The organism is Rhodoferax saidenbachensis (genome assembly GCF_001955715.1).
Taxonomy (GTDB): domain Bacteria; phylum Pseudomonadota; class Gammaproteobacteria; order Burkholderiales; family Burkholderiaceae_C; genus Allorhodoferax; species Allorhodoferax saidenbachensis.
In genome coordinates this window covers 1,438,209-1,461,818 of sequence record NZ_CP019239.1, presented here as the reverse complement: position 1 = coordinate 1,461,818, position 23,610 = coordinate 1,438,209, and the positions used below count along the sequence as shown (strand labels likewise).

General features: G+C 60.9%; 21 protein-coding genes and 2 riboswitches. Of the genes, 14 read left to right on the top strand and 7 right to left on the bottom strand.

All coding sequences use genetic code 11. From position 1 onward, the window contains the following. Positions 1 to 287 precede the first annotated feature (287 nt). A riboswitch (glycine riboswitch) is annotated at positions 288 to 390 on the top strand. Positions 391 to 410: 20 nt separating this feature from the next. Beyond that, positions 411 to 540: riboswitch (glycine riboswitch) on the top strand. An 83-nt stretch (positions 541 to 623) separates the two neighbouring features. The 8 genes from gcvT (at position 624) to fliD (ending at position 11,647) form a co-directional block, all read left to right on the top strand. Then, positions 624 to 1,799: a glycine cleavage system aminomethyltransferase GcvT gene (gene gcvT / locus RS694_RS07010; protein ID WP_029705913.1), complete on the top strand. Its 1,176-nt coding sequence runs from the start codon at positions 624 to 626 to the stop codon at positions 1,797 to 1,799. An 85-nt stretch (positions 1,800 to 1,884) separates the two neighbouring features. Then, a complete protein-coding gene (gene gcvH / locus RS694_RS07005; RefSeq protein ID WP_029705914.1) occupies positions 1,885 to 2,256 on the top strand; it encodes a glycine cleavage system protein GcvH in 372 nt (123 codons plus the stop codon). Positions 2,257 to 2,377: 121 nt separating this feature from the next. Then, the gene (gene gcvP, locus RS694_RS07000; RefSeq protein ID WP_029705915.1) at positions 2,378 to 5,260 is read left to right on the top strand and encodes an aminomethyl-transferring glycine dehydrogenase; all 2,883 of its coding nucleotides are present in this window, start codon (positions 2,378 to 2,380) and stop codon (positions 5,258 to 5,260) included. An 11-nt stretch (positions 5,261 to 5,271) separates the two neighbouring features. Further along, positions 5,272 to 6,519 (top strand): hypothetical protein, encoded by a 1,248-nt coding sequence (locus RS694_RS06995; protein WP_029705916.1) that lies wholly within the window; start codon positions 5,272 to 5,274, stop codon positions 6,517 to 6,519. Between the two features lie 59 nt (positions 6,520 to 6,578). Beyond that, positions 6,579 to 7,655: a threonine aldolase family protein gene (locus RS694_RS06990; protein ID WP_029705917.1), complete on the top strand. Its 1,077-nt coding sequence runs from the start codon at positions 6,579 to 6,581 to the stop codon at positions 7,653 to 7,655. A 6-nt stretch (positions 7,656 to 7,661) separates the two neighbouring features. Next, positions 7,662 to 9,050: an L-serine ammonia-lyase gene (locus tag RS694_RS06985; RefSeq protein WP_029705918.1), complete on the top strand. Its 1,389-nt coding sequence runs from the start codon at positions 7,662 to 7,664 to the stop codon at positions 9,048 to 9,050. An 81-nt stretch (positions 9,051 to 9,131) separates the two neighbouring features. Then, positions 9,132 to 10,763, top strand: a complete 1,632-nt coding sequence (locus RS694_RS06980; protein ID WP_029705919.1) for a diguanylate cyclase domain-containing protein — start codon at positions 9,132 to 9,134, stop codon at positions 10,761 to 10,763. A 119-nt stretch (positions 10,764 to 10,882) separates the two neighbouring features. Further along, positions 10,883 to 11,647, top strand: coding sequence for a flagellar filament capping protein FliD (gene fliD / locus RS694_RS06970; RefSeq protein WP_081708535.1), 765 nt, complete (start codon positions 10,883 to 10,885; stop codon positions 11,645 to 11,647). 76 nt (positions 11,648 to 11,723) lie between these two features. Here the strand turns inward: fliD and RS694_RS06965 are convergent, their stop codons facing one another. Next, positions 11,724 to 12,470: a substrate-binding periplasmic protein gene (locus RS694_RS06965; RefSeq protein WP_161631552.1), complete on the bottom strand. Its 747-nt coding sequence runs from the start codon at positions 12,468 to 12,470 to the stop codon at positions 11,724 to 11,726. A gap of 174 nt (positions 12,471 to 12,644) precedes the next feature. Then, positions 12,645 to 13,460, bottom strand: coding sequence for a DODA-type extradiol aromatic ring-opening family dioxygenase (locus RS694_RS06960; RefSeq protein ID WP_029705923.1), 816 nt, complete (start codon positions 13,458 to 13,460; stop codon positions 12,645 to 12,647). A gap of 179 nt (positions 13,461 to 13,639) precedes the next feature. Here RS694_RS06960 and RS694_RS06955 point away from each other — a divergent pair, with 179 nt between their 5' ends. Then, positions 13,640 to 14,542 carry a LysR family transcriptional regulator gene (locus RS694_RS06955; protein ID WP_029705924.1) on the top strand — a complete coding sequence of 301 codons (903 nt, stop codon included), beginning with the start codon at positions 13,640 to 13,642 and terminating at the stop codon, positions 14,540 to 14,542. 1 nt (position 14,543) lies between these two features. Here RS694_RS06955 and RS694_RS20985 read toward each other — a convergent pair whose 3' ends face one another. The 3 genes from RS694_RS20985 to RS694_RS06940 all read right to left on the bottom strand — a co-directional run bounded on the left by RS694_RS20985 (position 14,544) and on the right by RS694_RS06940 (position 17,304). Next, positions 14,544 to 16,256, bottom strand: a complete 1,713-nt coding sequence (locus RS694_RS20985) for a methyl-accepting chemotaxis protein (RefSeq protein ID WP_029705925.1) — start codon at positions 16,254 to 16,256, stop codon at positions 14,544 to 14,546. A 68-nt stretch (positions 16,257 to 16,324) separates the two neighbouring features. After that, the gene (locus RS694_RS06945) at positions 16,325 to 16,795 is read right to left on the bottom strand and encodes a cache domain-containing protein (RefSeq protein WP_241463842.1); all 471 of its coding nucleotides are present in this window, start codon (positions 16,793 to 16,795) and stop codon (positions 16,325 to 16,327) included. 38 nt (positions 16,796 to 16,833) lie between these two features. Then, positions 16,834 to 17,304 (bottom strand): cache domain-containing protein, encoded by a 471-nt coding sequence (locus RS694_RS06940; RefSeq protein WP_029705927.1) that lies wholly within the window; start codon positions 17,302 to 17,304, stop codon positions 16,834 to 16,836. Positions 17,305 to 17,840: 536 nt separating this feature from the next. On the opposite strand from RS694_RS06940, the gene RS694_RS06935 reads away from it, so the two are divergent. Genes RS694_RS06935 through RS694_RS06925 form a run of 3 tightly spaced genes read left to right on the top strand, consistent with a single transcriptional unit; the run spans position 17,841 to position 20,422 of the window. Beyond that, entirely contained in the window at positions 17,841 to 18,575 is a 735-nt protein-coding gene (locus tag RS694_RS06935) for a nitroreductase (protein WP_037246428.1), read from the top strand. Next, positions 18,575 to 19,582 (top strand): MBL fold metallo-hydrolase, encoded by a 1,008-nt coding sequence (locus tag RS694_RS06930; RefSeq protein ID WP_029705929.1) that lies wholly within the window; start codon positions 18,575 to 18,577, stop codon positions 19,580 to 19,582. Before RS694_RS06935 ends, RS694_RS06930 begins: the two co-directional genes overlap by 1 nt. A gap of 21 nt (positions 19,583 to 19,603) precedes the next feature. Next, positions 19,604 to 20,422 carry an alpha/beta fold hydrolase gene (locus RS694_RS06925; protein WP_081708537.1) on the top strand — a complete coding sequence of 273 codons (819 nt, stop codon included), beginning with the start codon at positions 19,604 to 19,606 and terminating at the stop codon, positions 20,420 to 20,422. Between the two features lie 9 nt (positions 20,423 to 20,431). On the opposite strand, the gene aroQ is transcribed toward RS694_RS06925, so the two are convergent. Next, positions 20,432 to 20,878 (bottom strand): type II 3-dehydroquinate dehydratase, encoded by a 447-nt coding sequence (aroQ, locus tag RS694_RS06920; protein WP_029705931.1) that lies wholly within the window; start codon positions 20,876 to 20,878, stop codon positions 20,432 to 20,434. 96 nt (positions 20,879 to 20,974) lie between these two features. Here aroQ and RS694_RS06915 point away from each other — a divergent pair, with 96 nt between their 5' ends. Beyond that, positions 20,975 to 21,574 carry an adenylate/guanylate cyclase domain-containing protein gene (locus RS694_RS06915; protein ID WP_076069475.1) on the top strand — a complete coding sequence of 200 codons (600 nt, stop codon included), beginning with the start codon at positions 20,975 to 20,977 and terminating at the stop codon, positions 21,572 to 21,574. Beyond that, positions 21,571 to 22,464: a DMT family transporter gene (locus tag RS694_RS06910; protein ID WP_029705933.1), complete on the top strand. Its 894-nt coding sequence runs from the start codon at positions 21,571 to 21,573 to the stop codon at positions 22,462 to 22,464. The genes RS694_RS06915 and RS694_RS06910 overlap by 4 nt, the downstream gene beginning before the upstream one ends. Here the strand turns inward: RS694_RS06910 and RS694_RS06905 are convergent. Next, positions 22,418 to 23,608, bottom strand: a complete 1,191-nt coding sequence (locus tag RS694_RS06905) for an MFS transporter (RefSeq protein WP_029705934.1) — start codon at positions 23,606 to 23,608, stop codon at positions 22,418 to 22,420. The genes RS694_RS06910 and RS694_RS06905 overlap by 47 nt on opposite strands. Between the last annotated feature and the right edge of the window lie 2 nt (positions 23,609 to 23,610).

Sequence of the window (23,610 nt, the reverse complement as noted above, 5' to 3'; positions counted from 1 at the left end):
TTTGAGACTCCTACAGGTCACATTTTTGAGACTGAAACTAGGTGATCATGAACAACCAAAAGCAGTCCCTATAGTCCACGCGTGCAATAACCAGATATCGTTGATGCATGCAGGGGCTTGGGTTGGCCGCTTGCATTTGATTGCAGTGGATTTCAAAAAATTGGTGCAGTTCGCGGCCACAACCCTATATCTCCGCTTTCCGGCAATGCGCCGGGCATTGTCAAGGATTCATTTGAATCGACGATAGACATTCTTGCAATCGTCCCGGTACGCGGCTGGTTTAGAATCCCACCCAGTCAGGAGAGAGTTTCCTTCGAGGAAACCGCCGAAGGCGCAAGATTGCTGATTGCAGCGGTCTGAACGCTCAGGCAAAAGGACTGACCCGCGTTGATCTCCCTCACCGGAGTTGACGTTTCCCCACTGGAGAGAGGCTGCATGCACTGCAGCCCACCGAAGGAGCAAACCGCAGTCTGCGCACCCCTTTTAGGCGTGCACGCAGGCCCGGCGAATCTCTCAGGTAAAGCGGACAGCGGGGGCAGCACCGGGCGTGCGCAATTATGCGTGCGCCTCGGGTTTTGATTTGCCCCCTCCAGCGCCCCGCGCTGGGCCGCCTGGTACCCGCCATGTCCGCTCCCGCTACTGACACCCTGCTAACCACGCCGCTCAACGCGCTGCACATCGAATTGGGCGCCCGCATGGTGCCCTTTGCCGGCTATTCCATGCCCGTGCAATACCCCGCCGGCCTGATGGCCGAACACCATCACACCCGCAAAGCTGCCGGCCTGTTTGACGTGTCTCACATGGGCCAATTGCGCTTGGTGGGGCCCGATGCCGCCGCAGCGTTTGAAACGCTGATGCCGGTGGACGTGATTGACCTGGCGGTGGGCAAACAGCGCTACGGCCTGCTGCTGACCGACGAAGGCACCATCATTGATGACCTGATGTTCTTCAACAAGGGCAACAACGAACTCTTCGTGATCGTCAACGGCGCCTGCAAGGTGGGCGACATTGCCCACATCCAGGAACGCATTGGCAACCGCTGCGATGTGATCACCATGCCCGAATACGCTCTGCTGGCGCTGCAAGGCCCGCAGGCCGTCACCGCCCTCTCCCGCCTGGCACCCGGCGTGGAAAAGCTGGTGTTCATGACCGGTGGCAATTTCACCGTGGACACAGGCACGCAAAAGATCGACGTGTTCCTCACCCGTAGCGGCTACACCGGCGAAGACGGATTTGAAATCTCTGTCCATAACGACCACGCCGACGCGCTGGCCCGCGCGCTGCTGGCCCAGCCCGAAGTCAAGCCGATTGGCCTGGGCGCACGCAACTCGCTGCGCCTGGAAGCGGGCCTGTGCCTGTATGGCAATGACATTGATACAGGCACCACGCCGGTCGAAGCCAGCCTGTTGTGGGCGATGCAAAAGGTGCGCCGCGCGGGTGGTGCGCGTGAAGGTGGCTTTCCGGGTGCTACAAAAATACTAGCTGCTCTCGCACAATCCACGGGGGCTACAGCCCAAAATGGCATAAATACAGGCACTCGAAAACGCGTGGGACTGATCGCCCAGGAACGCATCCCCGTGCGCGACCACACCGAGCTGCAAGACGGCGCGGGCAACAAGATCGGCGAAGTGACCAGTGGCCTGCTGGGCCCGACCATCGACACGCCGGTGGCCATGGGTTATGTAGATGCCGCCTGGGCGGCTGTGGGCAGCAAAGTGGTGGCCATCGTGCGCGGCAAGCCCGTGCCCATGGTGGTCAGTGCCATGCCTTTTGTGCCCACCAACTATTTCCGCGGCTGAAGCCCGGGCCAGCGGCTAAAGTCTGCGCTGGCAGGTTCAATTTTTTGGTTTTATTCAATTCAGTTTCATCTTTCAGGAGTTCTCCATGTCCCTCAAGTACACCCCCGACCACGAATGGCTCAAGGTTGAAGGCGGCATCGCCACCGTAGGCATCACCACCCACGCGCAGGACGCGCTGGGCGACGTGGTGTTTGTGGACCTGCCCGCCGTGGGCGCCACCTTTGCCGCCAAGGACATCGCCGGTGTGGTCGAGTCCGTCAAGGCCGCTGCCGACGTCTACATGCCCGTGACCGGTGAAATCACCGAAGTCAACGAAGCGCTGCGCGACGACCCCTCCCTGGCCAACACCGACCCGCTGGGTGCAGGCTGGTTCTTCAAGGTCAAGCTGTCCAACGCCGCCGAACTCGACGGCCTGATGGACGAAACCAGCTACACCAGCTTCGCCGCTGCCGCCTAAACAATGGGCGGGGGAGCATCCCCCCGTTCGGGCTGAGCCTGTCGAAGCCCTTTCCTCTTTTACTGTTTCGCTTGCCCTTCGACAGGCTCAGGGCGAACGGTTTGATAGATAGCCGCCTGCCATGCCTACATCTGCCCCCACCCTCACTGCGCTGGAAAACGCCAGCGAATTCCACGCACGCCACATCGGCATTGATGCTGCCGACGAAGCGCTGATGCTCAAGGCCATCGGCGAGACCTCGCGCCGTACGCTGATCGACAGCATCGTGCCGCGCAGCATTGCGCGCAGCAGCAAGATGGACATCCCCGCCGCGATCACCGAAGCAGCAGCGCTGGCCGAGATCAAGGTGTTGGCTGGCAAGAACAAGGTGCTCAAGAGCTTTATTGGCCAAGGCTATTACGGCACGCACACGCCCGGCGTGATCCTGCGCAATATTCTGGAAAACCCCGCCTGGTACACCGCCTACACGCCCTATCAGGCCGAGATTTCCCAGGGCCGCATGGAAGCGCTGGTGAACTTCCAGACCATGGTGTGTGACCTGACCGGTATGCCCATGGCCAATGCGTCCATGCTGGACGAGGCTACCGCCGCCGCCGAAGCGATGACGCTGGCCAAACGCAGCGTCAAAAGCAAGAGCAATGTGTTTGTGGTGGCCGGCGACTGCCACCCGCAAACCATTGAGGTGATCCAAACCCGCGCCGCGCCGCTGGGCATTACCGTCCTGCTTGCCAACTCCGCCCCCGAGTGGGAAGCCGCGCTGGCCGGCGACTACTTTGCCGTGCTGGCCCAGTACCCCGCCACCAGCGGCCGCATTGACGATCTGCGCGCTGACGTGGCGCTGGTGCACGGCAAACAGGCCGCCTTCATCGTGGCCGCCGACCTGCTGGCGCTCACGTTGCTGACACCCCCCGGAGAGTTTGACGCGGACATCGTGGTGGGCACCACCCAGCGCTTCGGCATGCCCTTGTGCAACGGTGGCCCGCATGCCGCCTACATGGCCTGCCGCGACGAATACAAACGCTCCATGCCCGGCCGCATTGTGGGTGTGAGCATCGACACCCACGGCAACCCGGCCTACCGCCTGGCGCTGCAAACGCGCGAGCAACACATCCGCCGCGAAAAAGCCACATCCAACATTTGCACCGCGCAGGTGCTGCCGGCCGTTATCGCCAGCATGTACGCCGTGTACCACGGCCCCGAAGGTCTGACCCGCATCGCCCAGCGCGTGGCCAAGTTCACTGCCATCCTGGCCAAGGGCCTGGAGCAGCTAGGCGTCCCCGTGCGTGCGCAGGCCACCTTTGACACGGTCACGCTAAAGACCGATGGCGCTACGAATTCGATAGCTGCTAGCGCAGTATCCGCGGGTGCCAACCTGCGAATTTACTTTAAAGACTACCTGTGCATCAGCCTGGACGAAACCACCACGCGTGACGACCTGGCGCTGGTGTGGAGTCTGTTCGCCAAGCCCGGCCAGGCCCTGCCCAGCGTGGACGCGCTGGAGGCAACAGCCGAGTCGCTGATCCCCGCCGCACTGCGCCGCACCAGCAAGTTCCTCACGCACCCGGTGTTCAACACCCACCACTCCGAGACCGGCATGCTGCGCTACATCCGCATGCTCTCGGATAAGGACCTGGCGCTGGACCGCAGCATGATTCCACTGGGCAGCTGCACCATGAAGCTCAACGCCACCAGCGAGATGATCCCCATCACCTGGCCCGAGTTCGCCAACATTCACCCCTTCGCCCCCGCCGACCAACGCCAGGGCTACACCGAGCTGGACGCACAACTGCGCGCTTGGCTGTGCGCCGCCACCGGCTACGCCGGCATCAGCCTGCAACCCAACGCGGGCAGCCAGGGTGAATACGCAGGCCTATTGGTCATTCAGGCGTACCACGCCAGCAAGGGCCAAGCGCACCGCAATATCTGTTTGATCCCCAGCAGCGCACACGGTACCAACCCGGCCAGCGCGCAGATGGTGGGCATGCAAGTCGTCGTCACCAAATGCGACGACAACGGCAACGTGGACATGGCCGACCTGCAAGCCAAGTGTGAACAACACAGCGCCAACCTGGCCGCAGTAATGATCACCTACCCCAGCACGCACGGCGTGTTTGAAACGTCGGTCAAAGAACTGTGCGCGCTGGTGCACCAGCACGGTGGCCGTGTGTATGTGGACGGCGCCAACATGAACGCACTGGTGGGCACCGCCGCCCCCGGCGAGTTTGGCGGCGACGTGAGCCACCTGAACCTGCACAAGACCTTCTGCATCCCCCACGGCGGTGGCGGCCCCGGTGTCGGCCCCGTGTGTGTGGTGGCTGATCTGGTTCCCTTCCTGCCCGGCCACGCCACCGGTGGTGTGCCCGGCACGGGCGCGGTGAGCGCTGCGCCCCTGGGCAATGCAGCGGTGCTGCCGATCAGCTGGATGTACTGCCGCATGATGGGCGCCGATGGCCTGCAGCACGCGACAGAGGCGGCCATTCTGGCGGCCAACTACATCAGTTCGCGCCTGGCGGACCATTACCCTACGCTGTACGCCAGCGCCAACGGCCATGTGGCACATGAGTGCATTTTGGATTTGCGCGGTTTCAAGGACACCTGCGGCGTGATGGCCGAAGACGTGGCGAAGCGCCTGATGGACTATGGTTTCCACGCGCCCACGCTGAGCTTCCCCGTGCCCAACACGCTGATGGTGGAACCCACCGAGAGCGAAACCCTGGCCGAACTGGACCGCTTCATCAACGCCATGATCGCCATCCGCGGCGAGATTACCCGCGTTGAAAAGGGCGAATGGCCGCAAGACAACAACCCGCTGAAACACGCCCCCCACACCGCCGCCAGCCTGCTGGGTGCAGAGTGGGACCGCCCCTACAGCCGCGAGACAGGCGCCTTCCCTGTGGCCAGCCTCAAGGCCGTGAAGTACTGGCCCAGCGTGGGCCGGGTGGACAACGTGTATGGCGACCGCAACCTGTTCTGCAGCTGCGTGCCGCTGAATGAATACGCCTAAAAATCGCGAGTATGACGATGTCACACCGAGTTCGTTTGCTGTCGGTCTTGATCGCGCTCATCACGCAATCGGTATTGGCGGAAGACAAGTTGCCAGTTGTTTACCAATCTCAACTTGCGGGTAAAGACATCGTTTTAACCTTTTCGAAGCTGGAGTCCTTTGGCGACGATGGTGAATCAAAACCTCAGATCAAGGCACGCTATTTTTATCGTCACATTGGAAAAACCATTCCCTTGGTTCTTCAGTCCGATGGAAAACTAGTCGAATGCATAGAGACATTCAATGATCTGGACTGCTCGAAGCCAACAGGCTTCTGGCAAGTCGATCTTCCGCAAGAAAACCAGCCCCCCGAAAGAGTCTCTGCCAAATGGCAGGCCAACGCTCAATCCAAACTATCTCCTGTCGAACTACGACTAACGACCGGTCAGCAATCACTGAATTTGGGGGCTTGGCAGACATTGCTTGGGTCGGGGCCTACCAAGCTCGTTGGCATCAAAGAAATGAATGGTGTTACAGCCGGATTTTTGATGGATACCCGCTCGGGTGCAAAGGTCCCCCAACTAGTATCTGGGCTAGCGCAGGATGTCATGCAAGCATTCAATGCCCAATTTAAGTTGGAGCTTCTAGGGCTCGCCGCCGCAAGATTGGAAAACCATTCTTTGGATGGTCGTGAATACGATAACTCCAGCATTCACTACGTTTCAAAAAAAATACTCACCCTAGGCGGTGGGAGTGGTGGCTATTACGGTGGGGCACACTCAGTAGATGGGTATGGATCATCCACGCTGGATATTGAAACAGGCAAAAGCGTGGATGTTCGCACCACTTTTTTCAAGCACTTGAGTGCAAAGGATGTGAGCCCATTTATTAGCAAGCACGGCTTCATCACGATCCCTGGGAAGTTCCTTAAACGTAAGCAGACTATCGAGAGTCTCACACTGTTGGAGTTGAGTAGATTCCCAGCTAGCAAAACTCCTTCAGCCAAGGAGCAAGCAACGGGCGATCAGACGCGTGCCGATTGCTTTGAAGAGTGGAAAAATGGCCTGCTGTATTCAATGGACGATGGGTTGCCCGATTTGGATGCCCACAAATGGGGCGATCGTATTGGTTTTTCATTTGAATTTATGCCAACCCGAACGGGTCTGGCAATTTACACAAACGACACAGCAGAAGCTAATAGGGGTTGTCGAGGCGTAATGTTCGTCATACCTTGGAAAAAGGTTCAAAGGTATATCGTCATGCCACTTGATGACGAATGAACAGGTACTTGATTTTGCAAGTGTGACACCTTGCCGATCTTTGCAACACATAAAGAATTATGACCACCACATTCCAACTTACACCAACGCGACAGCAATTTGCCAGCGACAACTACGCGGGGACCTGCCCCGAGGCGATGCACTGGTTCATGGAGGCCAATGCCAGCGGCCACGAGCCGGCCTACGGCGATGACCGCTGGACCCAGCGCTCCACCGACATGCTGCGCACGCTGTTTGACATCGAGTGCGACGTGTACTTTGTGTTCAACGGCACGGCAGCCAACTCGCTGGCGCTGGCCTCGTTGTGCCAGAGCTACCACTCGGTGATCTGCAGCCCGGTGGCGCACATCGAGACCGACGAATGCGGTGGCCCCGAGTTCTTCTCCAACGGCTCCAAGCTGATGGTGGCGGAGGGGCAGTCGGAGAGCGCCCGCCTGGGCAAACTCACACCCGACGCAGTAAGCGCGCTGGTGACCAAGCGCAGCGACATCCATTACCCGCGGCCCAAGGTGGTGTCCATCACCCAGGCCACGGAAATGGGCACGGTCTATACCGTGGAAGAAGTGCGCGCCATTGCCAACGCCGCTAAAAAACACCAGCTCAAAGTGCACATGGACGGCGCGCGTTTTGCCAACGCCGTGGCGCACCTGGGCTGCGCCCCCGCCGACATCACCTGGCGCGCGGGCGTGGACGTGTTGTGCTTCGGTGGCACCAAAAATGGCCTGCCCGTGGGCGAAGCCGTGGTGTTCTTCGACAAGGCCATGAGCGAAGACTTTGCCTACCGCGTCAAGCAGGCTGGGCAACTGGCCTCCAAGATGCGTTTCATCTCCGCGCCCTGGGTGGGCCTGCTGGAAAACAATGTCTGGCTGCGCAACGCGACCCACGCCAACGCGATGGCGCAGCGCCTGTACCACGGCCTGCAAAAGCTGCCCGGCGTGAGCGTGGCCCACACGCCCGAAGCCAATGGCGTGTTTGCCCACTTGCCCGAAGCAGCAGTGCATGCCCTGCACGCCAAGGGCTGGAAGTTCTACCAGTTCATCGCCGGTGGTGGCTGCCGCTTCATGTGCGCGTGGGACACCACCGAGGCGTCGGTAGACGCCTTGCTGGCGGATCTGCAAGCCCAACTCAAAGGTTGAAACAGCATGGCCGTTTCCGTCTTTGACCTGTTCAAGATCGGCATCGGCCCCAGCAGCTCCCACACCGTGGGGCCCATGCGGGCCGCGCGGCAGTTTGTGGCGCGGCTGCAGCACAGTGGTGTGCTGGACCAGACCGTCACGGTGCGCTGCTGGTTGCATGGCTCGCTGGGCGCGACCGGCAAGGGCCACGCCAGTGACGTGGCGGTGCTGCTGGGCCTCTCTGGCCACGAGCCCGATACGGTAGAGGTAGACCGCATCCCGGCCCTCTTGGCCGAGGTGCGCGACAGCCGACACATCACGCTGGCGGGCACGCAGCGCATTGCGTTCCACGAGAAAGACGACCTGCTCTTCATGCGCGCGCCGCTGCCCTTCCATGCCAACGGCATGCGTTTTGTGGCGCTGGATGCGGCGGGCCAAGAACTGGCCGAGCGCATTTATTACTCGGTGGGTGGTGGTTTTATCGTGAGTGACGAAGTGGCTGCGGACGGTACGCGCCAAAAAGTCATCGCACCCGACGCCACCGTGCTGCCCCTGCCCTTTACCAGCGGCGACGCGCTACTGGTGCTGGCCCAGCGCGAAGGACTCTCCATTGCGCAAATCATGCGGCGCAACGAACAACACTGGCGCAGCGATGCGGACATTGATACCGGCCTGCTGCGCATCTGGCAGGTGATGCAGGACTGCGTAAAACGCGGTTGCGCCACACCGGGCTTTCTGCCCGGCCCGTTCAAGGTGAAGCGCCGCGCGCAGGGCTTGTACCAGGCGCTCACCGCCAACCCGGAAGCTGCCTTGCGTGACCCGCTGCAGGTGATGGACTGGGTGAACCTGTACGCACTGGCGGTGAACGAAGAAAACGCCGCCGGCGGGCGCGTGGTCACTGCGCCCACCAATGGCGCGGCCGGCATCATTCCGGCCGTGCTGCACTACTACACGCGTTTCGTGCATGGGGCCAATGACAAGGGTGTGGTCGACTTCCTGCTCACCGCTGCGGCCATCGGCATCCTCTACAAAGAGAACGCCAGCATCAGCGGCGCAGAGGTGGGCTGCCAAGGCGAAGTGGGCGTGGCCTGCTCCATGGCCGCCGCTGCCCTGTGCGCGGTGATGGGCGGCACGCCCGAGCAGGTGGAAAACGCCGCCGAGATCGGCATGGAGCACCACCTGGGCCTCACCTGCGACCCCGTGGGCGGGCTGGTGCAGATACCGTGCATAGAGCGCAACGCGATTGCCTCGGTCAAGGCCATCAACGCGGCGCGCATGGCGCTGTACGGCGACGGCACACACCAGGTGAGCCTGGACAAGGTCATCAAGACCATGCGCGAAACCGGCGCCGACATGAAGACCAAATACAAGGAAACCGCGCGCGGCGGGCTGGCTGTCAATATCGTGGAATGCTGAAACCGCCTGAAGAGCGCGAAAAGTACCCGAAATCACGCCGGGTTGCCCAGAAACGTCACAGTGGGCCTTTATCATCCTTGCATGAATTTTCGCCGCTTCCGTAACAGCATTGCCGCCCGCATCATCCTGGTAGGTCTTTGTCTGATACTGGCGGGCAATGTTGCGCGTTATCTCACACTGGGCAAGTACCTGCGTGAAAACATCTCCGAGGTCAAAGCTGAACAGCAATTGATGCTGGCCAACTACGTCGCCCGTGAGGTAGGCCAGAAGATGCTGCAGCGCCAGCAGATGCTGACCCAGATGGCCACCACGCTGCCGCTGGAGTTGCTGCAACAGCCCCAGGCCCTGCAAAACTGGCTGACCCTGCGCCACCAGTACCAGCCGCTGTTTTCCGAAGGACTGGTGCTCTACACGCCCGATGGCAAGCCCGTGGCCAGCGACACGCGCCACGCCGGCCAGGCGCTGCTACCCAGCGGCGCGCTGGACTGGGCGCAGTTGGCCAGCACAGGCACGTTGGAAGTAGGCCGCCCAGTGCGAGACAGCACCAGCCAGCAAGCCCTGCTGCCACTGGTGGCGCCCGTGAAAGACACCTCGGGCAAGGTGCGTGCGCTGCTGGTGGGTGTGACGGCGCTGGCCGCGCCCGGTTTTTTGTCTTTCTCCGAGCAGGACCGAATTGGCGAGACAGGCAGTTTTTTGCTGGTGTCGGCCCGTGACAAATTGTTGATTGCCGCCACGGACCCCAAACTGGTACTCACACCCAGCCCACCGCCCGGCGCCAATGTGTTCAATGACCGGGCCATGCAAGGCGATTGGGGCAGTGGCATCACGGTCAACGCCTACGGTGTGGAAGAGATCGCCGCCATAGCGCCGGTGCCCAGCACTGGCTGGTTTGTGGTGGCCCGGGTGCCGACCGCAGAAGCCTTGTCGGTGGTTTCACGCGTGCAGCGTTTTGTGGCCTTGAACAGCGTGTGGACCCTGTTCCTGTTTCTGTTCATCACCACCATCCCGCTGTACTTCGTGTTCCGCCCGCTGTTGCAAGCCGCCGAGCAGGCGGATCGCATGACGCTGGGCGAGATACCGCTGGAGCCGCTGAACGTCGTGCGCCAGGACGAGGTGGGGCATTTGACCGAGGCCTTCAACCGCCTGTTGGCCAAGTTGCGGGCCAGCCAATCGGAAATGGCCCACATGGCCCACCACGATGTGCTGACCGGCCTGCCCAACCGCGCGCTGCTGGCCGACCGGCTGACCCAGGCCATGGCGCGCGCCGCGCGCCATGGCAAACGTGTGGCCTTTTTGTGCATTGACCTGGACCAATTCAAACCCATCAATGACGAGTTGGGTCACGCGGTGGGTGACATGGCCCTGAAGGAAGTCGCGCGGCGCCTCAGCGCCGTAGTGCGCAGCTCGGACACGCTGGCTCGTATCGGTGGGGACGAGTTTGCCGTGTTGCTGACCGATCTGGATGCCGACCCGGTCAGCGCCCAAATCGCAGCGACCGTCGTAGCGGAAAAATTCCTGGTGGCGATGCGACCCGACTTTGTGCTGGAGTCCCACACACGTGCCCTGGGCGCGTCGATTGGTATTGCCATGGGCAGCGGTGCAGTGTCACCGCACACCCTGCAGCTGACTGCAGACAGCGCCATGTACAAGGCCAAAAACGCCGGTGGCCAGCGCCATGTGATGGTCACCGCACCACAAACCACGCCGGCTTAAACACATCCGTTTTCGCGTCCGCTTTTCGTCACGCCACAGATGGGGGGGGATTGCAGGCTTTATGGAGTCACTGCGTGCGGACCATTGCGCTATGGTCATTGGCAGCTACAGGACCCGCCATGAACATCTCGCAACTCACCTCCAGCACCAGTACCAGCACCAGCACAAACGCCAACACCACCAGCAGCCAGGCCAGTGCGCAGACATCGGCCAAGGCCACCAGCAGCGCGAGCCCTGCGTCACTGGCCATGCAAAAGGCCGGGGCCCGCCTTCAGTCGCAGCTCGATACCACCAGCGCGCAGCTCTCGTCGTTTGGCAAGCTGAAGTCTTCGGTATCGGACGCGCAACTGGCGGCCAAAACACTGGGCGGCCTCACGGCAACCAGCAGCGTGGCAGACGTCAGAAGCGCCGCAGACCGTTTTCTGACCAACTTCAATGCCGCCGTGACCACCGCCAAAGCCGCCGCGTCCGTAGCGGGTGGGTCTGCGGCAGAAGCCAGCAACGCCAACCGGGTCACGGCCGACTTGAACCGGACGCTGCGTTCCAACACCGCCAACATGGACGCGCTGCGCAAGATCGGCATCAAACAGCTGTCCGACGGAACCCTGTCCGTGGACGTCACCAAATTCGACGCAGCCCAGAAGGCCAACCCCGCCGCCGTGCAGTCGGCGCTGGCAAAAATAGGGCAACTGGTCGACAAGGCCGCGACCAAGGAACTCGCCACCGGCGGCAACGTGAGCGATTCGATGGCGTCGCTGGGTAAACGTGCCAGCACGCTGCAGGCACAACAGGCCGGCATGTTGTCCATGGTGGAGAAGCTGTCCACCGCCAGCTCCGGCAGTACCGGCTACGTAGGCTATGGGCTCTCGGCCTACCTGAAGTAAGCCGGACGCACTAGAACGCTATTAATTCAATAGCTGCTTGCGCACACTCTACAAGGGCTGCGACCATTTTTGACTACTATTTTTCTTGTGCAAGGTACTTTGCCAGGAAGGCTTCGTAGCTCATCTTCTTGTTTACCTTGGCGTAGGCCTTTTCAAACGTGGCCAGGTAACGCGGCGCGCTGGCCTTGACAAACGCCGAGTACAACCCGTCTTCTGCCAACGGCAGGCTGACCACGCGCACCTGGTCTTGCAGACCCAGGTTCTTGATCTGGTGGCGCAGCGAATGAATGTCGGGGTTGTAGAAACCGTCCAGGCGTTTCGTCACCACCATCTGCAGCCCGCGCTGTGCGAGTGCCTCGATGGGCATGCTGTAAAGCGTGAGGCGTGTGTCACGCATCAGCGCGCCGCGGTAACCGGCATCCCACACACCAATGGTCAGGTTCAGCAGGTCATCGGCCGTGTCGATGCGGGTCAGCGGGCTGTTGGTGTCCACTGCCACACCGCCTTCCATTTTCATCAGCGGCTGGCGCGGAAAATCAAACTTGAGCAGCCGCTCGGGGTTCTTGCCCATGTAGAGCACCATGTCCACCTTGGGGTCCAGCAGCAGGCGCGCCATGGGCAGTTGCGTGTAGCGGACGCTGACGCCCATTTCTTTCGCGATCAGGTTGAAATAGTCGATGGCCGCGCCCTGTGCCTGCCCGCCGCGCGCAGTGGTGGCATGTGGCAGCAAGTCAAAAAACCCCACTACCAGCGTCACCGGTGCGGCAGCCGATGGCGCCGCCGCTATCGCACTGGCACCCGACAACACGAACAACGCAAGCACCCAACACCGCTGCAGCAACCGCGCTGCCGCACGCACAGAAAAGCAGAATTTCACCATAGGCCTCCATCCTGCCACAGCATCAACCACCCGCCGTGCAGGCGATGCGCCAACATCTGGAAACGCTATATTTTCAGTAGCTGCTTGCGCAATCCACATGCGGGCTTCAGGCCATTTTCATTGCAAAGTGAAGCTGTCCATGGCGAGCATGCTGTACATCACCTCGCGGCTCAGGTAGTCGGGCCGGGCCTGGGCGCCTGCGGCACCCAGCGTAAAAAACAGCGGCAAAAAGTGGTCTTCGCTGGGGTGCGCGCGGTGGGCGTGCGGCGCCTGTTGCCGATAGTCCAGCAAGGCATCCAGATCTCCGGCAGCCAGCTTGCTTTCGATCCAGCGGCTGAACTCGGTGACATACGGCGCCACGGCGCGCTCGCCACCAAAAAATTCGCCCAGGTTGTGCGTCATGGAGCCTGAACCCATGACCAGCACGCCCTTGTCGCGCAGGCTTTGCAGCGCCTGGCCCATGGCATAGACCTGGCGCGCATTCCAGCCCATGGGCAAGGCCACCTGCACGATAGGCACGTTGGCCTTGGGCAGCATGTGCATCAGCGGCACCCAGGTGCCGTGGTCAAAGGGGCGCTGCGCATCCGCCTTCGCGTCCATGCCGGCACCGGCCAGCAAGTCCATCACCTCCTGCGCCAGCGCAGGGTTACCGGCAGCGGGGTATTGCAGCTCGTACAGCGCAGGCGGGAAGCCACCAAAGTCGTGCCAGGTTTCGGGCCGCGCCGTGGTCATGACGGCCGGTGTCCGCGCCATCCAGTGCGGCGACATGATGACAATGCCCCGCAAATCGGCGGGCAAGGTCTGGCCCCAAGCCGCAAGCGCTGGGCCGGTGCTGCCGGGCTCGATCGCAAACAGCGGCGCACCGTGCGACACGAATAACGTGGGCAGATGGGCAGAGGCCGTTGTGGCCGTGGCAATAGCGGAAGCAGTCATGAAAGTCTCCTGGAGGGTGTCTGGTTTGGACTTTATCTGTCAACAGATTAAAGATAAATAGCATCTTCATTTACTCAATAACCCTAAAATATTGACAATCAACGGAGCCTGCCTATGCAACCCCACCTCCCCTCGCCCTTCTGCTCCATCGCATCGCCCCCTGAGCACGGGGCCTGACCATGGACGTGTTCCGGCAAATGCAGGCCTTCACCGCGGTGGTGCAGGCAGGCAGCTTTGTGAAGGCGGCGCAGCGACTGGACACCTCCAAGGCCGTGGTCTCGCGCCTGGTGCTGGAGCTCGAAGCTGCGCTGGGCACCCGCCTGCTCAACCGCACCACACGGCGCCTGTCGCTCACCGATGCAGGCAGCGATTACTTTGAGCGCAGCCGCCAGATCCTCGAAGACCTGGAAGACGCCAACGCCGCCGTCAGCGATGGCGCTAGCCACATCAGCGGACGGCTCAAGCTCAATGCGCCGCTGACCTTTGGCAACCTGCACCTGGCGCCGCTGTGGGGCGAGTTTCTGAAGCTGCACCCGCAGGTGGAGCTGGACATCACGCTGACCGACCGCGTGGTCGACCTGGTGGACGAGGGCTACGACATGGCCGTGCGCATCAGCACCCAGCCCAGCTCCAGCCTGGTGTCGCGCACTCTGGCGCATGACCGTGTGGTGCTGTGTGCCTCGCCCGGCTACCTGCGCACTGCGCCCCCCATTCATTCACTGGAAGACATCACCGAGCACAGCGTGATGGCCTATTCGTGGTGGTCAGGCGGCGACGTGTGGACCTTTGAAGACGCGCAAGGCAAGGCCCACAGTGTGGCCACCCACCCGCGTCTGCGCGCCAACAGCGGCGACACCTGCCGCGCTGCTGCGTTGGCGGACCAAGGTGTGATCTACCAGCCAGCCTTTCTGGTCGGGGATGACTTGCGCAACGGCCGCCTGGTGCAAGTGCTGCCCGAATTGCGTGGCCCGGCGATCGCCATCCACGCCATCTACCCCAGCCGCAAACACCTGCCCGGCAAGGTGCGTGCGATGGTGGACTTTCTGGTCGAAGCCTTCAAAACGCCTGCGTGGCGGCGTTGAGCTAGAACGAGGCCCAGTCGTCGTTGGCCTCGGCCGAAGATGCAATAGCAGTGGGCGCACGCCGCGGTGGTATGGCCGCTGCTGATGGGCGCGACTTGGGAGGCGCCAGGCGCGCAGCTTGGGGTACAGGCAACTTACGCGAAGGCTGCGGTGCCGACGCCGCGGCATGGGTGTCGAGTTTGAACACACTGACAACGTTCACCATGCGGCCGGCTTGCTGGTTCAGGCTGTCAGCTGCCGCAGCAGCTTCTTCGACCAGCGCAGCGTTTTGCTGGGTCACGTTATCCAACTGTACGATGGCTTGGTTGATCTGCGCGATGCCGCTAGTCTGCTCGTGCGCAGAGGCACTGATCTCGCCAATAAGCCCCGCAACCTGCTTGACTTGCGTCACGATGTCCTGCATGGATTCGCCTGCGGCGCCCACGAGGCGGCCACCGGTTTCAATTCTTTCTACGCTGGCATTAATCAGGTTTTTAATTTCCTTGGCGGCTTCGGCTGAGCGCCCCGCCAGGCTACGCACTTCGCTGGCAACCACGGCAAATCCACGGCCCTGCTCTCCAGCGCGGGCTGCCTCTACAGCGGCATTCAAGGCCAGGATATTGGTTTGGAAGGCGATGCCGTCGATAACACTAATGATGTCGGAAATCTTCCGCGAGGAAACACTGATGTCATTCATAGTGGAAACCACTTGCCCCACTACCACGCCGCCATTGACGGCAGCGGCACTGGCAGATGCAGCCATCTGGTTCGCCTGGCGCGCCGTCTCGGAATTGTTCTGAACCGTGGAACTGAGCTCCTCCATGGAAGCCGCTGTTTGCTGCAAGCTACTAGCCTGCGTCTCGGTACGCTGAGACAGGTCGGCATTGCCAGCGGCAATCTCGTTGGCACCCGTGGAAATATTCTCCGCACCGGATCGCACTTGGCTGACCAATTCGGCAAGTTTGTTGCGCATTTCCAATAAGCCACCCAATAACTGTGCCGCTTCATCACGACCGCTCACGGCAATGCCGCTCACCAAATCGCCATCGGCCACACGGGCGGTGGCATCTAGCGCAACGTGCAATGGCCGGGTAATACTCACAGTGAGGCGCCAAGACATCATGGCCGCAATCAAGAGCACAAGTACCCCAGCGGCAACGATGACACCGACTACCTGCTGATTGCGCGCATTGGCTTTCGCGGTTGCCTCTTCGGTATGTTGTTTTTGCAATGCAACGAATGCCACCAGTTCCGATAACGACTGCTTGAGCAGCGGGTCAATCTTGCCCGTAATCACAGCGGCTGCCTGCTCCGTGTTGAACTGCGCAGCCAAATCGACGGCATCTTTAAAAAAGGCATCGGTCTTGGTATCAATGTCTGCCAGACGGGCAAATATTTCCCGCTCTTTGGGCTCCAATCCTGCAGCCTCCAGCTTCCCGCGGGCTGCCAAGTACGACGCACGGTACTTCTTGGCTTCGGTTTCGTCTTTCTGAACCTCTTCCACCTTGGTCTGCAGGCCCATATTGCGGATGGAGACTGCGCTACTGAGCAACGCCTGCCGCATTTCTTCAGCTAAGTCCTGCTGCACTGCGGCGCGTTGCAGTGTCTCCAGCAACGCAGCCCGCCCGAGGCTGTTGCTAATCAGCGCACCCGACACCATGGCGGCAGCCGCAAGCAGGATGACAGCAAAGCCCAAGCCTAGCCGCAACCCAATCTTCATATCACGTAAATTCATTCAGGGACTCCAGGACCAGAGCGCACACCATAGAAAAACGCCACCCGCAAGTGGTGGCGTTTTCAGCATTACTTTTTGTAGATACCGCAGCCGACAAAAGTGTCGCCCACTCGCTCAAAATAAATCACTTTGTCTTCCATTTTTTCAGTCATTGGATTCCTGAATTTAAAGGTATCCGACCAGCCCTTGCCCTTACTCTTTGCCACCTCAATCAATGGGGGCAGGATCAATTTTCCGTCCGGGTCTTTCAGACCGATCAAATCCTTTCCTACCAACTTGGGGTTGGCACCATGGGCCAGATTTTTGCCGGTGAAGTCATAGGCAAAGATGTAGAGGTCACGGTCTTTGAAGGACTTTCCGTTGGTGAATTCCTCATAGGCCTTTTCAGGTCCGTTGGCTTTGATATAGGCCACGGCCTTCTTGACCATGGCCTCTGCTTCGGCGGCAGTACCTTGCTCTGCGGCATGGGAAGCCCCAACCATCATCAGACTCGCCACAAATGCGGCACATATACCCTTGAACATCGAATTTATACGCATGATATGGATTCCTCTTATTTGTTAACGGGGTTTACTTATTAGCCCTTGTAGATGCCACAACCCACGAGGGTGTCACCTACACGTTCCAGGTACATAGCCTTTTCTTCCAGTTTTTGGGTCACAGGATTCAGGAACTTGTAACCCTCTACCCAGCCTTTGCCCTTGGACTTGGCCAAGTCCACAAACATTTGAATGAGTGGCTTGCCATCAGGGTCCTTCAAACCAATAAGGTCCTTTCCAACCAGCTTGGGATTCGCACCCTGGGCTAGATTCTTGCCATTCAGGTCATACACAATGATGTAGAGATCTCGGTCCTTGAAGGACTTCCCGTTTGTGAATTCTTCGTACGATTTTTCCGGTCCGTTAGCCTTGATATAGGCCACAGCCTTCTTGACCATAGCTTCTGCTTCAGCGGGGGTACCTTTGTCCGCAGCGTGGGCAGCACCCATCAACAGGAAACTCATGGCAGTTGCGCCGAGCAGAGATTTCATCAACGAAAAAAACTTCATGGGGAGCGTTCCTTTGGAGATCAGATTAAAAATGCCACACAACGCAGTACGTTGAAAGGTGGCAGCAAGCGCTTTTTTTGGCTTAGCGCTACTAGGATACGCCAGTTCGACGGGCTAATCGATGAGCATCGCCGCCACGCGCGGTACCACTGTAAGAAGTTTGCAAGGAAACCAGATGGGGAAGTTGCTCACAGAAGATGCTTTGGGATCGCCAATGGAATATTGAAAAGGGGCACATAGGAATGCGACCACCAGAGGTTTTCAGAGGTGGTGCGATGCCATCTTGAATACCAGATTACTGATGTGCTCAATGGCCTACACGTTACTTCAGGCGCAGTTCATCACGTAACATGGAACTTACTCACATTGGTACGTGCACTCGACTACGGCACCAAGTGTAAGATTTCTGCAGTGTTCAATCTTGCGCTCATCTTTTTTGCGCTAGATGGCCACTCCTGGAATGCCAGCACACTACATGGTGCGCAGTTGGCAAGAGCCAGACCGCCGGATTAAGAAAAATACTGGAAAACTAAACTATGGCCCCAGCATCTAGTGCCCAAGAATTTTCTGAGCTGGTCCGCAGCCGGCGTAGCACACGCGACTTTCTGACTACTCCAATTCCTCAAGGCTTGCTGGAAGCTGTGCTTGCGGACGCCAATACGGCACCCAGTTGGTCCAACACCCAGCCCTACCGTTTGGCGATTGCTTCAGGTGCCGTGCGTGACCGGTTGGCTGCAGGTTTGTGCGAACGTTTTGACACCGCCACGCGCGCACAACAAGGCGGTTTGCTGGGCAAACTCAAATTGCTGGCCACGCGCCACGGCCTGCCGGACGGCGACTTCACCACCAACTTTGAATACCCAGAGGACCTGCAGCCACGCCGCCGCGCCACCGGCCACGGTCTGTACGAGTTGCTGGGCATTGGCCGAAAGGACCACGCGGCACGCCATCAGCAGATGCGCAAGAACTTTGAATTTTTTGGTGCCCCCACGGCCATCTTTGTGTTTGTGCATGCGGGCCTGCGCGAGTTCTCCATCCTGGACGCGGGCATCTTTGTGCAGACACTGATGCTCTCGGCCCACGCCCACGGCCTGGCCACCTGCGCGCAGGGCGCACTGGCCACCTGGGGTGGCCCGGTACGCGCGGAGTTTGATATTCCCAAAGACTACAAGTTGATCTGCGGCATCTCCATCGGTTACGCGAGTGACCATGCCGTCAACCAGTTCAACCCTGGCCGCCATGAGGCCGGCGCTTTGCGACTGACCGCCTGATGGATACCCCTAAGCCCTCCCCCGGCCGCTTCCGCAACAGCGATCTTGCGGTGGTCATTGGAGACTTCCCCTGGTACGAAATGGTCTGGCGCAGCCTGCGCGGTGACTTCAAACCCAAGGCCGACCCGGAAGGCGGCTACGACGCCTTTGCCAAGGCCTGGAGCGTGGCGCCCGATCTGACGCGCCTGCACCAGCGCCAGCAAGCGCCAGTGGTCACTTGGTTAGGCCATGTGAGCGTGCTCCTGCAAGTGGCAGGCCTGAACATCCTGACCGACCCCACACTGGCCGACTTTGCCGGCCCCGGTGGGCGCGTAGGCGCCAAACGCCGTGTGCCCGCGCCGCTGAAGCCGCAAGACCTGCCGCCGATTGACGCGGTGCTGATCTCGCACAACCACTACGACCACCTGTGCGACGCCACGATCACACAATTGCTGGCCAGTGGACAGCGACCCCATTTTTATGTTCCCCAAGGACTCAAGCCCTGGTTTGTGCACCGGGGTATTGCGGAGGTCACCGAAATGGGCTGGTGGGACCAGGCCCAACAGGGACCGTTGCGCTTGCACTTCACACCCGCGCAGCACTGGAGCCGACGCACCCCGTTTGACACCAATGCGTCGCTGTGGGGTGGCTACATGGTGGAGTGGGAACGCGGCACGCCGGAACCCTGGCGCTTTCTGTTTCCGGGCGACACCGGTTACAGCGCAGATTTCAAGGCCATACGCCAGCGCATTGGTGCGGTGGATTTTCTGGCCCTGCCCATAGGGGCCTACCTGCCGCGCGACTTCATGAAACCCATGCACGTCAACCCGGCCGATGCGGTGCAGATGATGCTGGACCTGGACGCCCAACAGTGCATGGGCGTGCATTGGGGCACGTTCATGTTGACGCAGGAAAGCTTTGACCAACCACCGCGCGATCTGGCGGTGGCACTGCAGGAACGCGGCTTGCCCCAGGAAAAAGTCTGGCTGATGCGCCATGGCGAGACGCGCGTAATTCCCTTGCCTTGAATTTCACCGGGAGACAACACCATGCTGCTGCACCACCCCATTCGCCAATGGCTTCTGACCCTGGCGGCCACCGTCCCGCTGCTCCTGCCATCCTCCGTGCTGGCACAGAGTGTTAGCCCGGTACCGGGGGTCGTGGTGATGCATGGCAAGGGAGGCAGCCCGCAACGGCATGTGAACGAGTTGGCCGCTGCGCTGGCGTCGCAAGGCTACAAAGTGGCGAATCTGGAAATGCCCTGGTCGGGGCAGCGTGAATACGATGCGCCATTGGACGCCGCAGAGAAGCAGGTGGACGAGGCTATCGCCAGCTTGCGCAGCCAGGGCGCGGCCAAGGTGTTTGTGGCCGGGCACAGCCAGGGCGGCCTGTTTGCGCTGTACTACGCCAGCCGCCACACAGTTGATGGCGCCATCGCCCTTGCGCCGGGAGGTGACCCCGGCAGCGCCACGCCACGCGAAAAACTGGCCGACGCCGTGCAAAAGGCCCACACCCTGGTGGCCGAGGGCAAGGGCAACGATAAGGTGCAACTGGCCGACTACGAAGGCTCCAAGGGAACCACCCCACTGCACACCACCCCAGCCATCTACCTGACGTGGTTTGACCCGAACAGCGCACTGGGCATGCTGGCCTCCATCCAGCGCATGCCGGCAACCACGCCGGTGCTGTATGTGGCACCGCGCAATGACTACCCGGCCTTGGTCAGGATCAACCCCTCCCTCTTTGCCGCGCTGCCGCGCCACCCGCTGACCCAGTACTACGAGCCCAGCGTCTCGCACCTGCGTGCGCCGACGGCATCGATTCCCGAAGTGCTGGAATGGACACGCGCGGTCAGCGCCGCACGCTAGCGCGCAGAGTTATTGCATGCCGGCCAGGCCGGCCACAGCCAGCGCATAACCGTTCACACCAAAACCGGCCATCACGGCTTTGGCTGCAGGCGAGATGTAGGAGTGGTGGCGGAAAGCTTCGCGCGCGTGCACATTGCTGATGTGCAGCTCGATCAACGTGATGCCGGTGCCCTTGATCGCGTCGTGCAGCGCCACGCTGGTGTGGGTGTAGGCGCCAGCGTTGAGGATCACGCCCGCCAGCTTGCCTGCGGTGTGCAACTTGCCGGCTTCATGCAGCCAGTCGACCAGCGTGCCTTCATGGTTGGTCTGGCGAAAATCCAGTTTGAACCCATTGGCCAGGCAGGCGCGTTCACACAGGGCCTCCACGTCTTGCAGGGTTTGCGCGCCGTAGACCGCGGGCTCGCGCGTGCCGAGCAGGTTGAGGTTGGGGCCGTTCAGGATGAGTGCTGTTTTCATGAAAATTCCAGTGAATCGAACGCCAAGCTTAGCAAACGCGCGACCCGTTGCCGCCAGGAATTGCCGCACAATCATTCCAATCAGGAGGAGCAAACCGTGACAGATGCAGACGAACTGGCAGAACTGCTGGCACAGCGCCGCCGCGCGGGGACAGACCGGGCCGCCACAGACGCGGCGATCTTCGCCCGTTTTGGCCGCACGCAGGCCGTCATGTTTACGGACCTCGTGGGGTTTTCGCGGCTGGTGGAGGCTTTTGGCATCCTGCATTTTTTACAACTGATCCAGGAATCCGAGGCGCTTTTTCTTCCGCTGATCACAGCGCACCACGGACTGTGCCTCAAGCGCGAGGGTGACTCGCTGATGGCCGTGTTTGACCAGCCCCGAGATGCACTCGCCTGCGCGGCCGCCATGGTGGCCGCGACCGATGCGGCCAACCCAGGCCGCGTGCCCGAAGAACGCATTGCGGTCTGCATAGGCCTGGGCTACGGCACTGTGCTGCGTGTGGGCGACCATGAAGTCTGGGGCGCTGAGGTCAACGCGGCATCCAAACTGGGCGAAGAGATGGCCCACGGCGGCGAAATCCTGGTGACCGACCTGTTTCACGCCACCATGCCAGACCGCACTTGGGCGCCGCACGGCACGTTATTCGACACCCGCCCTGTGTACAAACTCCTGAACGAAACTGCCTCTTTGTGAAAACCCGATTCTTTGCCCAGCTCGTCGCACTCTCCGCCCTGTGGGGTGCCTCCTTCATGCTGATCCGCATTGCCGTGCCGGTACTGGGCCCCAATGTGCTGGCGGCCCTTCGTATCGGCCTGGCCACGGTGACACTGGCGCTGCTGATGCGGCTCATGCGGCACCGCTGGCCGCTGGCGCACTGGCGCGAACTGACACTGCTGGGCCTGCTGACCGTGGCACTGCCCTTTCTCTTGTTTGCCTGGGCCGGGCTACAGATTCCGGCCGGCTACAGCGCGTTGCTCAACACCACGGCGGTCCTGTTCGGCACCTTTGCATCGGCCTGGCTCAAGGAAGACACGCTGACCCCACGCAAGCTCTTCGGCTGCCTGCTGGGCTTCGTCGGTGTGGCGCTGATCCTGCGCCTGGGGCCGGTGGCACTGACCGGCCGCGTGGTGCTGGCAGTTCTGGCCTGTGTGGCCGCGTCCGCCTGTTACGGCGTTGCCACGCCGCTGATGAAGCGCGCCACCACACGCATGCAGCCGCTGGAAATTGCGATGGGTATCCACAGCGCGGCCCTCCTGATGCTGCTGCCCGGCGCCGCCTGGAGCCTGCCGCAGGCCCAGTTCACGCCGGGCGCACTGGCGGCGGTGGCCATGCTGGGTATCGTGACTTCGGGCATCGCCTACTGGATGCACCTGCGCATCATGCGCAATATGACACCGGTAGCGGCCATGAGCCCGGTGTTCATGGTGCCGGTGTTCGGCGTCGCCTGGGGCCATGTATTTCTGGACGAACCCCTGGGTGCGGGCCTGTTCTGGGGCGGTGCGCTGGTGCTGGTGGCCAGCGCGCTGGTAAGCGGCTTCAACCCGCTGTCGCGCTGGCTGGATGCTGTAGACGCCAAACCTTGAAGCTGCAGAGAAACGCTATCAAACTGATAGCTGCTGTCGCCCAGAACACGCTGGCCAGGCCGTATTTTGTGCTCAAAACGCCCCCCAGAATGCCACCAATGACACCCGGAAAACCGTAGCCGATCACGGTGTACAAGGCCTGCCCGCGTCCGCGCAACTGGCCCGGGAAATGGTGCGACAGCAAGGCAATACACACGCTGTGGTGGGCGGCAAAGGTCAGCGCATGCAGGGTCTGCGCCAGCAGCAACAACGGCAGGACCGAAGCGGCGCTGGCCGTGATGCCCATGCGCAGCGCCATCACACCCGCGCAGACCACCAACCAGGCGGTCAGGCTCAGCAGCGGCAACCAGCGGCTCTGGGTGAAGAACCAGGCAATCTCCACGATCACCGAGACGGCCCACAACACCCCGATCATGGATTTGCTGTAACCCAGCGAATCCAGATACAGCGAGAAAAACACATACATGCCCATGTGTGAAAGCACATGGAAAAACAGCGAGGCAAACAGCCACTGCACCGGGCGCTGCTGCAGGATGGGCCAGACCGATACCTTGGCTGCGTGCGGATGGACCGCCTCTTTCAGGTCCGGCAGGCTCCAGACACTGGCCACCACTGCGAGGAGCGTGAGCGCCGTCCACGCCGGAAAGTGCCGCATGCCATACCGCTCGAACCAGCCCCCCGCCACAAACACCGTGACCAGAAAACCCAACGAGCCCCACAGGCGCACGCGGCCGTAACGTTTGGCATCAAAGGCACCGCCATTGCTCACCAGGTGCGCCATGGCGGCTTCGCTCATGGGCATCATGGAACTGGTGTGGGTGAACATCAACAAGAGCACGGCAGCCAGCCACCACACGCCAAAGTCAAACCACAGCCCCGCAGACACCAGCAACGCAGCCGTGGCCCCGTAACGCAAAAGTTTGACGCGTTCCCCCGTGTGGTCGCTGAGCCAGCCCCAGCCATAGGGCGCAAACAGGCGCGTGGCGGCCTGTACCGACGTGAGCAGACTGATGGCAAACAGCCCCAGCCCCAAGTCCTTGAGCCACAACGGCAGGTAGGGGTTGAAAAACCCGATGTGTGCGAAGTAGCTGGCCGAGAGGGCCGAGAACGGGATCAGGTGCCGACGATTCCCGGCTATGGGCATGC

What these genes read in the sequence shown, in the direction of transcription:
- RS694_RS06905 (WP_029705934.1), bottom strand. Translation starts at nt 23,608, where the DNA reads ATGCCCATAGCCGGGAATCGTCGGCACCTGATCCCGTTCTCGGCCCTC.
- RS694_RS06995 (WP_029705916.1), top strand. Translation starts at nt 5,272, where the DNA reads ATGACGATGTCACACCGAGTTCGTTTGCTGTCGGTCTTGATCGCGCTC.
- RS694_RS06940 (WP_029705927.1), bottom strand. Translation starts at nt 17,304, where the DNA reads ATGAAGTTTTTTTCGTTGATGAAATCTCTGCTCGGCGCAACTGCCATG.
- RS694_RS06960 (WP_029705923.1), bottom strand. Translation starts at nt 13,460, where the DNA reads ATGACTGCTTCCGCTATTGCCACGGCCACAACGGCCTCTGCCCATCTG.
- RS694_RS06985 (WP_029705918.1), top strand. Translation starts at nt 7,662, where the DNA reads ATGGCCGTTTCCGTCTTTGACCTGTTCAAGATCGGCATCGGCCCCAGC.
- aroQ (WP_029705931.1), bottom strand. Translation starts at nt 20,878, where the DNA reads ATGAAAACAGCACTCATCCTGAACGGCCCCAACCTCAACCTGCTCGGC.
- RS694_RS06990 (WP_029705917.1), top strand. Translation starts at nt 6,579, where the DNA reads ATGACCACCACATTCCAACTTACACCAACGCGACAGCAATTTGCCAGC.
- fliD (WP_081708535.1), top strand. Translation starts at nt 10,883, where the DNA reads ATGAACATCTCGCAACTCACCTCCAGCACCAGTACCAGCACCAGCACA.
- RS694_RS20985 (WP_029705925.1), bottom strand. Translation starts at nt 16,256, where the DNA reads ATGAATTTACGTGATATGAAGATTGGGTTGCGGCTAGGCTTGGGCTTT.
- RS694_RS06935 (WP_037246428.1), top strand. Translation starts at nt 17,841, where the DNA reads ATGGCCCCAGCATCTAGTGCCCAAGAATTTTCTGAGCTGGTCCGCAGC.
- gcvT (WP_029705913.1), top strand. Translation starts at nt 624, where the DNA reads ATGTCCGCTCCCGCTACTGACACCCTGCTAACCACGCCGCTCAACGCG.
- RS694_RS06980 (WP_029705919.1), top strand. Translation starts at nt 9,132, where the DNA reads ATGAATTTTCGCCGCTTCCGTAACAGCATTGCCGCCCGCATCATCCTG.
- RS694_RS06955 (WP_029705924.1), top strand. Translation starts at nt 13,640, where the DNA reads ATGGACGTGTTCCGGCAAATGCAGGCCTTCACCGCGGTGGTGCAGGCA.
- gcvP (WP_029705915.1), top strand. Translation starts at nt 2,378, where the DNA reads ATGCCTACATCTGCCCCCACCCTCACTGCGCTGGAAAACGCCAGCGAA.
- RS694_RS06925 (WP_081708537.1), top strand. Translation starts at nt 19,604, where the DNA reads ATGCTGCTGCACCACCCCATTCGCCAATGGCTTCTGACCCTGGCGGCC.
- RS694_RS06930 (WP_029705929.1), top strand. Translation starts at nt 18,575, where the DNA reads ATGGATACCCCTAAGCCCTCCCCCGGCCGCTTCCGCAACAGCGATCTT.
- RS694_RS06945 (WP_241463842.1), bottom strand. Translation starts at nt 16,795, where the DNA reads ATGCGTATAAATTCGATGTTCAAGGGTATATGTGCCGCATTTGTGGCG.
- gcvH (WP_029705914.1), top strand. Translation starts at nt 1,885, where the DNA reads ATGTCCCTCAAGTACACCCCCGACCACGAATGGCTCAAGGTTGAAGGC.